8 protein-coding genes are annotated in these 12,519 nt (G+C 45.4%); 2 read left to right on the top strand and 6 right to left on the bottom strand.

Going from position 1 to position 12,519, the window contains the following annotated elements; genetic code table 11:
* Positions 1–18 precede the first annotated feature (18 nt).
* The gene (locus H6F93_RS23950; protein WP_190686360.1) at positions 19–3,333 is read left to right on the top strand and encodes a response regulator; all 3,315 of its coding nucleotides are present in this window, start codon (positions 19–21) and stop codon (positions 3,331–3,333) included.
* A gap of 116 nt (positions 3,334–3,449) precedes the next feature.
* Here H6F93_RS23950 and H6F93_RS33690 read toward each other — a convergent pair whose 3' ends face one another.
* Positions 3,450–3,719: a hypothetical protein gene (locus tag H6F93_RS33690; RefSeq protein WP_206755768.1), complete on the bottom strand. Its 270-nt coding sequence runs from the start codon at positions 3,717–3,719 to the stop codon at positions 3,450–3,452.
* A 94-nt stretch (positions 3,720–3,813) separates the two neighbouring features.
* Between H6F93_RS33690 and H6F93_RS23945 the strand changes: the two genes are divergently transcribed.
* Positions 3,814–5,004 (top strand): response regulator, encoded by a 1,191-nt coding sequence (locus tag H6F93_RS23945; protein WP_190686358.1) that lies wholly within the window; start codon positions 3,814–3,816, stop codon positions 5,002–5,004.
* Between the two features lie 203 nt (positions 5,005–5,207).
* On the opposite strand, the gene H6F93_RS23940 is transcribed toward H6F93_RS23945, so the two are convergent.
* The 5 genes from H6F93_RS23940 to H6F93_RS23920 form a co-directional block, all read right to left on the bottom strand.
* Positions 5,208–6,305 (bottom strand): chemotaxis protein CheW, encoded by a 1,098-nt coding sequence (locus H6F93_RS23940; protein WP_190686355.1) that lies wholly within the window; start codon positions 6,303–6,305, stop codon positions 5,208–5,210.
* Positions 6,302–7,414, bottom strand: coding sequence for a CheR family methyltransferase (locus H6F93_RS23935; protein WP_190686350.1), 1,113 nt, complete (start codon positions 7,412–7,414; stop codon positions 6,302–6,304). The genes H6F93_RS23940 and H6F93_RS23935 overlap by 4 nt, the downstream gene beginning before the upstream one ends.
* 88 nt (positions 7,415–7,502) lie before the next feature.
* Positions 7,503–8,597 (bottom strand): chemotaxis-specific protein-glutamate methyltransferase CheB, encoded by a 1,095-nt coding sequence (cheB, locus tag H6F93_RS23930; protein ID WP_190686347.1) that lies wholly within the window; start codon positions 8,595–8,597, stop codon positions 7,503–7,505.
* A 1-nt stretch (position 8,598) separates the two neighbouring features.
* Positions 8,599–12,183 carry a hybrid sensor histidine kinase/response regulator gene (locus H6F93_RS23925; RefSeq protein WP_190686344.1) on the bottom strand — a complete coding sequence of 1,195 codons (3,585 nt, stop codon included), beginning with the start codon at positions 12,181–12,183 and terminating at the stop codon, positions 8,599–8,601.
* A 147-nt stretch (positions 12,184–12,330) separates the two neighbouring features.
* Positions 12,331–12,519, bottom strand: a 189-nt coding sequence (locus H6F93_RS23920; RefSeq protein WP_524538004.1) for a hypothetical protein, incomplete at its 5' end; no start/stop codon positions are given.

The raw sequence follows: 12,519 nt of genomic DNA, 5'->3' as shown, positions 1-12,519 counted from the left end.
GCTCACAAATTAGTCATCATGTCGATTTCAGACGTTGATCCTTCAAGAGATCCAGAAGCACTCGCCGAAGCCCAGTTGCAGCAAGAGCTACTTACCCTATTTATCGTAGATACTCAAGACTGTCTGCAACGCTATAACCAAATCACTAAGCGGCTCCATGCCGAGTCCTGGACGAGTGACGTTCGGGAACTTTATCGGTGTATCCACACGATCAAAGGTGGCGCGGTAACGGTCACGGCTGAAGCGATTCTAAAGCTCGCAACTGTGGTAGAAGATTTGCTGTCCGACCTCCGCTACCTCGAACTGGCTCCTCCCCTGACAGACGGCTACCTGCAGCAAACATTACTAGAAACAGGTGAACTGTTAGCCAGTGCCTTAGATTTACCCACTTCAGATGAGTCTGCTGTTGCTCAAATTGCGCCGATTTTAACTCGGGTCCAATTCCTGCATGGAGAGGTGCGGGAGCGATATCTACCCACCTGGAATGAGCAAAAGCAACTGCATCAGGAGTTTGCCGATCAGGGCTTTGACATGATCGTGCTGGACTTAGAGATTGCGCTGGAACAAGCCCCAGCCCAAGGTTCTGTACTGGAAATGACGCGCACTCTGGCGCAGCAAACGCTGACTCAACTTCAACAGGTAGGGCAAGATTTGCAGTTTGCGGTGGGGTGGTTTCAACTGCTTGATCAGGCTCAGCAACTGTTTGAGCGTCCAGAAAACTCAATTTGGCGATCGCAATGGCTGCGTCTCTTTCACGTCCTAAAAACTTGTGCCAAGCAAAGTGGTGCTCCGATCGCTTTTGAGCTGAACTGGACAGAAGTACCTGAAGAAGACTGGACAGCAAACAGAGAAGTGAATTTAGATGTAACTTTAGAATATGCTCCTGTACAACATCAGTTTGACTCACTCAATTTACTGGATAGTGAGTTGATCAGCGAGTTAGACAATACATCAGAAGTCTTTTCAGAAAACCTTTTAGATAGTTCTTCAGATGATGCATTGCTTGATTTCAGTCAACCCCTCTCCTTCCTGGATGAGCCAGAGGAATCCGACGACCTGACTGATACCAGCCTCTTCCTAGATGATGCGAATCTTGCCGAAGGGCTGGTCCTCGAAGAAGATTCCCTCGATTTTCTCAGCCCTGCGTCTGACCAACCCGACCTAACGACAACAGCAGAAGTTGGATTCTTAGATAGGTTTGGGGATGAATCTAACCTGTTAGATTTTAAGGTTGATTCAGGCTCAGATGACCTGGACTGGGCAGCAGACTGGAGCGATCGCCCCTCTGATGCAGCCTCTGACCAGCTTGAGCAGGTTGACATCACGGTTGACCTGACACAAGTAGAGGATTTACCAGAGTCGCCGAATCAATCTACTGACTCCACTGCTCCAGATTCAGCACAAGCGCAAAACCTTTCAGGTGCTCAAGCTCCGTCTGCTGCTTCTCCCCGGCATATCTTTCAAGCTCCGTCCGATCGCTCTAACGACCTTGCAGATAAAATTCAGATTCCTGTTCCTCTAGAAAAACTAGATCAATCAGCTCAATATTTAATAGAAACCTTACTTACGGCTCGTACAGCCCGTGGATTTTATCAAACGCTAAAAACTCAAATCAATCAGCTAGTGGCTCTGGCTCAGGAAGGTGCCCAACATATCACTTATCTTCGCCAAATTCAGGATGACTATGCCCTTTTAGATAACCTGAGACGCAATACGCAAGGTCCGACGCCCGAACGCTATCGGCAGGGTTACACAACCATTAACCGACTGCTAGAAACAAACTTAAGGCTATCTGAATTAGGCAGAGAAACAGAACGGGTGATTCGTCAGACGGCTGAGAGTTTGCAGAACTTAGATAGTAACCTGCTCAAGCTTCAAGATACGGTTGAAGATAGTCGCCTCGTTCCATTTGAAAATCTCAGCTTCCGGGCGAGAGCAGTCCTTCGAGATCTGACAACTCGCTACGGCAAACCCGCGCAACTGGTCGTACAAGGAGAGCAGATTGAACTGGATGTCAGCACTGCCCGAAACTTGGAGCCAGCTCTGCTGCACCTGATCCGCAATGCCTGTGCTCACGGATTAGAGCCTGTCGATCAACGCCTCATTCAAGGTAAGCCTGAGCAAGGTACGATTTCTTTGTCCCTTCAACGACGTGGCAACACATTTCAACTATCCTTTCAAGATGATGGTCGAGGTATTGACGCAGAAGCAATCCGGCTCAAGGCTGAAGCATTGGGCTTGCCACTAACCCAGACTCAAACCTCGGCTGAACTGCTATCCGTGATTTGTCAACCAGGATTTAGTTCCGAGGCTGACCCGAATGATATTTCGGGGCGTGGAGTGGGTATGGATGTGGTTTCGGCTCAGATTTCTCGAATTGGCGGAAAGTTAAATCTTGACACTACGCTAGGAGTTGGCACAACCTTTCACCTTCAGTTTCCGGTGCCTCATCTGTTGGTTCCCTGTCTCCTGCTTCAGGCGGGCGATCGCATTTTCGCAATTCCTACAGAATCGATCAGGACGACTGCTCTACTCGATTCCTTAAACATCACTTTTCTGAAAGAAACAAATTCTGTTTACTCTCGCGTGGTTGAGAGCGAAACTGAAGCAGTTCCTGCACTAGATCTACTGGAATACTGGCGACCTCAGACTCACGCCCGCCCATTACCTGACACGGCAGTTTGTCTCCACATTCGTCCTCAAGACAGCTTGCAAGGCATCTGGCTGATTGCTGATGAGCTTTTAGAACAAGCCGACTTACTGATCAATCCGCTCCCTAGTCCTCTTGTTGGACCCGACGGTTTAATGGGAGTCAGCTTGCAAACCAATGGCACCCTGATTCCTGTTTTAGAAGCAACTGCTTTACTAGAACAACTTTTAACGGCTCCAGCCAAGCTCCCCCAACCCACTGAAGTTCCGCCTTCAGAACCTGATGTTCCAGACCCAGAAGAGACAACGCCAACCATTCTCATCGTTGATGATGCGGCACTGATTCGACGAAGGCTGGAGATTAGCCTGCACGCCTATGGCTATTCCACTCATACCTGTGTGGATGGACTGGAAGCCTGGAATTGGCTGCAAAAACATACTCCTACTCTGATCATCACAGACATTGAAATGCCAAATATGGATGGTTTCACGCTAACCGATCGGTGCCGACAAGCAAAAGTCACAGCTCCTATTCTGGTAATCTCTTCGCGATTGTCGGAGGAATGGTTCACCGAAGCAAAACGTTTAGGAGCAACGGACTATCTGACAAAAGGCTTTTCTACCTTGGAACTGATCAACAAAGTCAAGTTTCTGTTGGATGCGGCGATGGTATCCACCCACTAGCCCAGAAGCTTTCCAGGCTGAATGAATTTTCTGCTCAGGTAGCAGAAAATTCGCATCTTGAAAGATTTTATAAAGATTTGAACTTAGCTTCAATAAAGTTACGGGTGAGATACAAATCAAAGTGAAAAAAAAAGTGTTGCACGTATGACAGGATGTACACTCGCCTGTTGAACTGCCAGCTCACCCAACGCTGTTTGCTTGATGAAATTAGAAGGAAGCCCACAAATCGCTACATTGAATGAGTCACAGTAGATGTATCTTAAAATACTAAAATCCACTTTTTGTTTTGGTGTTTTCACAGCTGCTTGGTGAAGTAACACCAGTCGCCAACTAATAGAAAAATCTAAGGTTCTAAGTTTGAACTTAAAGGGATATTTGTCTGTCATTGTAGTGTGACTGGTCTATATATCGAACCTATTGAAGGCGATCGCATTGTCCTCATCCCTAACCTCAAAGACACACCATTTGGTTTAGTTGCAAATGATCCCAAGTCAGCTAACAGAAGAATTACAAAAATTAGGTCGAGATGAGAGTGACGGAGAGCTGATTTTAAACAGCCGTAAAGACATCTGGTGCCTTCATATCTTTCACGGCAAATTGCTTTATGCAACTAATGAATATCATCGTGCAAGACGGTGGGATAGAGCCTTAAGACAGCATTGTCCCAAATGGAATTGGGGAGCCGATTTTGCTCAATTAATGGATCATCAGCATTGGGAATATCAACTCCTTGACCTAGGCATTAACCATAAGCGACTGAGCTTAATTCAAGCGAAGCTGATAGTTCGCAGCATTATCCAGGAATGTTTATTTGAACTGAGCAATCAGGCAGACTTTAAAGAGACTTGGAAAACTTGCTCAAGAGATGTGTCACCGCTCTGTAATCTCATTGCTCTGTCTTCTCCCGAAACGTATACGATCTTCAACAAAGTCGCAAAGATGCAGGAGAAATGGCACGCGGCTGGATTAGGTTATCTGAGCCCAACCCTTGGCCCAACCCTCAAGCAAGAATCTAACCTGCAAGCGACTGCTCCTAACGTAAAACAGGAAATAGATCCTCAAGCGCTGCCAATTTCGGATAAATACCTTAACGCTAACTTTACCCTGTGGGATATTGCTTTTCTGGTAGATAAATCGGTGATTGAGGTGACCCTTTCCCTCATCTCTCTTGTAGAGAAAGGAGTTTTACAATTTCAAAGAGTACCCGACCTACCCATCTCAGCGTTTGTTCAGCCCCTTGCGGGCGTCTCTGTACAACGGGCTTCAACAGCACAGCCATCCTCAGCACAGTTAGCTCAGTTCAACCAGAAACAGCCGTTAATCGCTTGTATTGATGACAGTCCTGTATTAACTCATACGTTAAGGAAAATTCTCGCATCAGCAGGCTATCAGGTATTAAGTATTCCAGAACCGATGCGAGGATTTTCTCAACTCATTGAGCATAAGCCTGATCTGATTTTGCTAGATTTACTGCTGCCCAACGCAGATGGCTACAGTATCTGCAAGTTTTTACGAGATACTCCTGCATTTAAGGAGACACCCATTGTGATCCTAACGGCTAAAAGTGGTTCGATTGATCGAACTCGTGCTCAGCTAGCCGGGGCAACTGAATTTTTGACTAAACCTCCTCGGGCTGAAGAGCTACTGCAAATTGTACGAAAGTATCTCTAGATGAGTAGAGCGGAGGATGGAAGCAAAGCTAGAAGCAGCAAAGGCTTGAGTGAAAAAGGCACGGCATACAGCAGTGGCGCACCGCGCCACTGCTGTATGCCGTGCCTTTGAAAATTGCTATAGAAATTGGTACAAGGTTCTTCAACGTATGCCGTAGCAATAATCACTAATTACTGCTACGACACAATCTCATGACCCGGCAATTAAATAGCTTCGTCAATGATTAATCCGCTGTTAAAGAAAATCCTTTCCATATCCAGAATAGTCATGGCTTTCGCATGGTAAGAAGCAATTCCCTGGAGGTATTTCTTATTGAGGTTGATGGAGTCACTCACGTTGGGACCCTTCATGACTTCCCGTTGATCCAGGAGAAACATCGTATCGCCAATCTCTTTGACCATTACCCCAACGACCACATTTCTGACCTCGATCACCATCGCTTTAGAACCCTCAATTGTTTTGACTGAACGCTTAGCGGGGTCTAAGAATTCATGCAAATCAATTAGAGTTAGAATCTCACCGCGCAAGTTCATGTTGCCAACGATGTAGCTTGGGCAACAAGGAACAGGCGTTACCTTGCGAACATCTACAAATTCACGCACGACTTCTACATCAATGCCAAAAAAGTCATCACCTAAAGCAACCACGACAAGAGGCTTTAGGTCTTTTGAGTCTTGCGGTTGAACTGAAACTTTTAAGTTGTTGGCTCGCTTTCGGAAAATTTCCCTTTCCTGAGGCGTTGCATTGGGAAATAGGGTTGTTTGTTGTGCTAGTGGTGCCTCATATCCGTTAACTTGCGGTTGATCTGTGTGCAAGTTGGTTTGAAATTCTGCTGGAAAATCTTTTGTAGATAGCAGATCTTGAATTTCTGCGTACCAGAGCCAGTTGCCTGGATTGCTCAAGATAATGATGTTTTCGTCACTAATAATTCCAGCAATGATTTTTTTCCGCTCAACGTCTATCCATTCCCGATCGTGAAAAATTTCAGTGTTGATTTCTTGAGCAGGTATAGTTCTGATGTCGTCAATTTGATTCACAATGATGCCAACACGCAAGTCTTCCCACTTTAAGATTACTAAGCTATCCGTCAATCGATAGTTGAGTGGAGAATGACCTAGCGTCAGGTTCAGATCCATGACCGGCACGGACTCCCCTTGAAAATTGATGATACCAACAATATCGCGAGAAGCTTTTTGAGTGGGAGTGATGTCGGGTAGGGCAAAGACTTCTTCGACATACATTGTATCGATGCCGCAGCGCTGTTGATTAACGCTAAAGGTAAAGTAAGACTGTTGGCTCATGATAGTTCCTGGTCAAGACTTTTGAGTTCTGTTTCTAGCTGTAGAATCAGTTCGGCAGCAGTTAAGTTTCCTAATTTTTGAATGGTCGTATCGGGCGGAAGCTGTCTGAGCAAGTTGAGTGCAATTTGCTGCATTCTGATGCTTCTTCCGACGTGAGGATTGTCACCCAGGTCATCGTCGGTATCAGAGGATAAATTTTCTGGATAATAGCTCTGCTGTTCATCTAGTGTTGATGAAAGGGATGCAGTCGTTGAATCGTTTGCTGTACGCTGATAAATAAGTGATTCTGTAAATACTTTAATTTGGAATGGATTGAGATTTTGATTGGAGAGTTCGGCATGCCCGGTCAGCAAATATCCAAGCGGTTTAAGAGTGCGGTGGAACTTGCTTATAACTTTGGCGATCGCCGCTCTTTCAAAATAAATAAAAACATTACGACAAATAATTAAATCCATATCCCTCAATTCAGAATCCTGTTGAGGAAACTCGTCTTTGATCAAATTTAGAATCTGAAAATTCACCATCTCTTTGATGCTTTGATCAAGCTTATAGCGATCATGAATGAGTTGAAAATATTGCTGCTTAACGTCGGGGTCGACATTTCTAAACGACCATGGGCTATAAATTGCTTTTTTTGCTTTCTCTAAAGCGAGCTGATTAATATCTACACCTAAAATCAGTAAATTCCATTGCTCTAAGTCAGGAATAAGCTCTTTTAACAGGATAGCGATTGAGTAAGGTTCTTCTCCTGAAGAGCATCCTGCACTACAGATGCGAATCGTTTTACTATCTTGATTTTGCTGAATCAGTTCAGGCAGAATTTGGTTCCGTAAAAGCGAAAACTGTTCTGTGTCACGAAAAAAATAACTTTCACCATTGGTCAACAGTGTAACCAGATCTAGCCATTCCTGATGGCTATCGGCATTAGAAGATTCTAATAGCTGATAGTATGCCGTTGATGAATCTAATTTAAGCGCCTTCATTCTTGAAGAAATTTTTGTGCTTAAATTTGCCTGATCTCTTGCTCTAATTTCTATGCCAGTGTGCTTGGCAATGAGCCGAACAAATGCTTCTCTTCGCTCTGCGCTCAAAGGTTCTGTTGGTGACACGTTCAGTTTCCTAACACTCCTCATTAAAATCTTGCAAACTTGATCCAACGGCATTTATCGATTTACAGTATTTTGTGATTCGCTATTGTTAGTCTCTACGACTAGCTAGATAAGAGGAATTAATGTGTAGTAAGGATAATAAAGTCGGGGCGATCGCCTGAATCGGCAAAACCTGTTTTGCGGCTCCCAAACTAATTGCTTCTTTAGGCATTCCAAATACAACAGAAGTCGCCTCATCTTGAGCGATCGTAAAACCACCTGCTTCGGCGATCGCCTGCATCCCATCTGCGCCATCTCTGCCCATACCCGTCAACAAAATTCCTACCGTTGATTTCCCATAGGCCTTAGCAGCAGAGACGAAAGTAACCGTTACCGAAGGACGATGTCCTCCCAAAGGCAAAGCGTCAGAGCAGATAAATCGCCCTCTAGAGTCCAGCTCTAAATGTCGCTGCTCAGGTGGAAAATAAATTTTTCCTGGCTTTGGCAGCTCTCCTGGCTGAGCAATTTGAATGGGTAGAGAGCAACTGTTGGCAAGCCAATCAATTAAGCCTTGCAAGAAGCCTAGACAAATGTGTTGGACACAAATGATTGGAAGTGGAAAATCGGATGGCAATTGAGTAAACACATCGTGAAGAGCTTGAGGTCCCCCCGTTGATGCTCCCACAACCACAATTTTAGGTTTGTGACTAAGTTTGTGATAGAAATCTGACTGAAAGACAGAAACTTTATCTGATTCTAGTTTTTTGAGTTTACTGTTAATTTTTCGTTTTCTAGTGAGTACTCTAACTCCAGAAAGGATCTGAATTTTGTTGATTAACTCTTTCCCAAACGCCTGATTATCAATCGTTAAGCCAGCAAGAGGTTTAGGAAAAATATCAACGGCTCCCGCCTCCAAAAGCTGAAAAACTTGCTGAGTATCCTCGTCTTGGACAGAAGCACTGATCACTAATATGGGACGGGGGTAAAGTGCCATTACCTCAGAGGTAAAAGTGAGTCCATCCATGCGGGGCATGTGGAGGTCTGTGCAAATCACATCAGGTTTTACCTCCGGAATCATCGCCAAAGCCTCTAGACCAGATTTAGCTTCTCCTACGACTTCAATGTCAGGAGATGAGTTTAAAATCCGTTTTAGAATAGTGAGAGCAATCTGAGAATCTTCAACCAGCAACACTCGAATGGGCATTTTAATTAACCAATCTTTCTAAGATTTCTAGAAGCACATCCTGGTTAAACTTCCCTTTAATGACGTAGGCATCGGCACCCGCATCAGCGCCCCTCTTCTTGTCTGCATCTGAATCTAGCGTCGTGACCAGAATAATAGGTAAGTTCTTATATTCTTGCTGTTGACGAATTTTTGCAGTGAGAGATAATCCATCCATGTTGGGCATCTCTACGTCAGATAGCACCGCATCAAACGAACGAGTTTGCAGCACATTGTAGCCTTCCAATCCATCAACAGCAATGACCACTTCGTATCCTGCTCTCTCCAGAAGCCGCTTTTCCTGCGTGCGAACTGGAACGGAGTCTTCTACCAGCAAAATAGTCGGTTTTCGTCGAACGGTTTTGGGTTTGAGTGCAATCGCAGGAGTGTTTTGCTCCTTCAACGATTTAATCAAGTCAGGAGCATTCAAAATGGTGCAAACTTCTCCGGTTGGCAGAATGGTGGCTCCTGCGACGTGGCGTACCCGCTTCAGCACTTGGCTTTGAGGCTTAATTACAATTTCCTGGGCATCAAACAGGCGATCAATGAAAAATCCGGCTCGCTCTTCCCCAACTTTGAGTAAAACGCATTGCTGCAAATTACTTTTTCGTCGATTTGTGGTGATGGGTGGAGTGTAAGCGTGAGATTCCCACAGCTTCAGCATTTCGCTCAAATCTGCGACCGGGATATCTTGTCCATTCCAGCTAATAGTGGCTTTGTCTTCAGTTGTAGAGATCTGACTTTCAGAGATTAAGAGTGTTGTCTCAAGGTATTCAATCGGCAACGCATGAATGAGTCCCTGTACGTCTAGAAGAACAGTATCAATCGTTGTTAAAGTCGTGTTGAGCTGAATTCGGAAGGTGCATCCCTGCCCGGGGTTTGATTCAATTTGAATTTCTCCCTTCAACCGCTCAATGTTGTTTCTAACAACGTCTAAGCCAATGCCTCTCCCGGAGATTTCTGTAATGAAGCTGCGAGTTGAAAACCCAGGCACAAAGATGAGTGAATGAATCTGACTGGGAGACATTGCCGCCAGTTCTTCTGAGTCATACAATCCGCGTTTAAGGGCAGTTTGTTTAATCTTCTCAAGATCTAACCCACGTCCATCATCGGCAACCTCAATGACGATTTTATTGTCAGTTTGATAACCCTTTAACCAAATCTTGGCAGTAGTGGATTTGCCCAGGGCTTGCCGCTCGCTGGGAGTCTCAATGCCGTGGTCAATAGCGTTGCGAACCAGGTGCAGCAAGGAGTCTTTGATTTCTTCAAGAATACTTTTATCAGCGGTGGTGTCACCCCCTTCAATGATTAACTCTACGTCCTTAGATTGCTGTTTGGCTAAATCTCTAATGGTGCGAGGAAGGGTTTGAAACACCGTAGAAAGAGGAAGCAGTCGCAGGGTGCGAATTTTTTCTCTGAGTTCTCCAGAAATCTTGTCGAGTCGAGTGCTGCTTTCTTGAGTGGAGATTCTAAGAGAATTAATGGTTCTCTCTAGCTGTTCCTGATAAGTAATGGACTTAGAGGAGGCTTTAGAGGACAATCCCTGGTTTCTGCTACTGCTTCTCCAATCCCTCCAAAGGTTAGACATCTCCTCAATCACCGCAGCGATTTGACCTACGCTGGTTTTGGTAACGGTGAGTTCTTCAGCTTGGGTCATTAAAGCATCGAGATCACGAGTTGGAACGCGAATAGTATCGATGCGGTAGAGTTCGCTAATTTCAGAGGAAATTTCGGAGGAAAGAGAAAGGAGGGTTTGCTCGCCAGGAGTAGGGGGTTGAGTGGGGGTTTGAGTGAGGGCAACTGTTTCTGGAGCGAGTACCTGAGTTTCTGGAGCCGGTGATGTTGCGATCAGGTTGTTGAGGACTTGAGCTGTATCAACTTTACTGATTTGTCCGGTTACTGCTTCATGAACCAGTTTGCCGATCGCATCTAACCCTTGATAAAGGCGATCGCTCACTTCCACGGTTAGGGCAATGCGTTTGTGCTTAAATCCTCCTAAAACTTCTTCAATCTGGTGAATTAGGGTTTCTACAGGGTCTACACCAACGCTTCTGGAGTCTCCCTTAAGGCTATGGGCTTCTCGCAATAACTGCTCTAGCGTTGCTTCATCTTCGGGGTGCTTTTCGAGTCGCAGCAAGCCTGTCTCGATCCGCTGTAACCGCTCTCGGCAGGCAATCTTATAAATCTCTCGAAGTTCGTCATCCTCGATGAAGGTTGCAGCGCGTGGAGTGGTTAAATCTGCTGTTTCAATCGTGATTTCAGTGGCTTCTGCTTCGGCCGTTTCTAATATGACTTCTGCTTCTGATGAGGCTAATGCTTCCTCAAGGGGTAATAACAAAAGTTCAATCCCTTGCAGCACATCTACTTCACTGGGTTGACCGGTGACTGTTTCTTGAACTAGTTTGTGAATTGACTCTAGTCCTTGATACAGGCGATCGCTGACATCAAGGAAGGCAATCCTTCCTAATTGGATAGCCTTGAGAATCTCTTCCACGTGGTGAGTTAGCGTTTCTACCGCATCCGCTCCAACTCCTCTAGAGTCCCCTTTAAGGCTATGGATTTCCTGCTGTAGCGCTTCGAGGGTTGCCTGATCAGTAGGGTGCTGTTCCAGGTATCGCAATCCCTCCTCCAGTTTTTGGAGGTGGTGCTGGCTGGAAATTTCATAGAGGTGACGCAATTCTTCGTCTTCTATGAAACTTGATAAGAGAGGAAGAGAGTCCGGTGAAAACTCTTCTGGATGATCAACGACTTGCACCAATTGATCCAAAATTTGAATGACATCGGTAGTGTTGGGTTGCCCTGTTACAGCTTCGTGGACGAGTTGTCCGATCGCCTCTAGCCCTTGACGAATGCGATCGCTCACTTCAATGTTGAGGGCGCACCGATGGGATTGAACGTTCTTGAGAATCCCTTCAATTTGTTGGATCAATACCTCAATATCTTCAACACCGACACTCCTAGAGTCCCCTTTAAGCCCGTGAGCTTCGCGACGCATTTCTTCAAGGGTCGTAGCATCGTTGGGGTGTCGTTGAAGATACAGCAGTCCTGCTTGAAGTTTCTGTAATCGATCTTGGCTAGAAAAATCATACAAATTTCGCAGCTCTTCGTCGTCAATAAAACTCGACAGAGCCGCAGAGTTAACCGAATTTTCTATAGCAGGACCAAAAGGCTGTAGGGTTTCCAATTCTTGATGAGCTGCCACTAGCAGTTCAACGATGTGGGGAATGTCTACTTCGCTCTGCTGCCCCGTTACCGCTTCGTGAACTAGCATATTGACGGCATGGAGCCCTTGCTGAAGGCGATCGCTCACCATTGCAGTTAAAGCAACTCGTTTCGTCTGGACGGTTTTTAGAATTGCTTCAACCTGTTGAATGATCGCTTCAACCGTTTCTACGCCTACACTTCTTGAGTCACCTTTGAGGCTGTGAGCATCTCGCCGTAGCTCTTCTAAAACAGCTTCATCATCTGGATGTTCTTGCAAGCGTAGAAAACCTGCTTCTAGCCTCCGCAGCCGCTCCTGGCTGGAGAGTTCGTACAGTTCCCGAAGCTCTTCATCATCTATTTTCATAGTTCATCATTGCTCATGCCATTGGCGATCGAAGGTACGATGCTCCCTGATTTAGATCTGTCCCTATCAAATCTTTGGGAAAACAGAAATCCTGCTTCAACTTCAAAGTAGCGGATTTAATCAGCTACTATTGTGGGACTAAATTTCCTATACCAATTGCTTGAGATTCAAAGCAGTTTCATTCAATTGCTGAGTTCCTACCTTGGCTTGCGTGATACCGCTAGCGGTTTCTTTTGCCCCTTGATTGATGGTTTCCATTGCTTGAACAATCTGCTGGATGCCATCTAACTGTTGCTTCAGATTAAGTGAGATTTGTTGGTTGTTGAGAACCACCTG

This window comes from Leptolyngbya sp. FACHB-671 (genome assembly GCF_014695745.1).
GTDB lineage: Bacteria > Cyanobacteriota > Cyanobacteriia > Elainellales > Elainellaceae > JAAUTN01.
Note: the sequence above shows the minus strand (reverse complement) of the source record. Positions and strands in the feature narration are given on the sequence as shown.

Excerpts from the sequence above, each read along its gene's own strand:
- H6F93_RS23950 (WP_190686360.1), top strand. The coding sequence starts at position 19 with ATGTCGATTTCAGACGTTGATCCTTCAAGAGATCCAGAAGCACTCGCC.
- H6F93_RS23925 (WP_190686344.1), bottom strand. The coding sequence starts at position 12,183 with ATGAAAATAGATGATGAAGAGCTTCGGGAACTGTACGAACTCTCCAGC.
- cheB (WP_190686347.1), bottom strand. The coding sequence starts at position 8,597 with ATGCCCATTCGAGTGTTGCTGGTTGAAGATTCTCAGATTGCTCTCACT.
- H6F93_RS23940 (WP_190686355.1), bottom strand. The coding sequence starts at position 6,305 with ATGAGCCAACAGTCTTACTTTACCTTTAGCGTTAATCAACAGCGCTGC.
- H6F93_RS23945 (WP_190686358.1), top strand. The coding sequence starts at position 3,814 with ATGATCCCAAGTCAGCTAACAGAAGAATTACAAAAATTAGGTCGAGAT.
- H6F93_RS33690 (WP_206755768.1), bottom strand. The coding sequence starts at position 3,719 with ATGACAGACAAATATCCCTTTAAGTTCAAACTTAGAACCTTAGATTTT.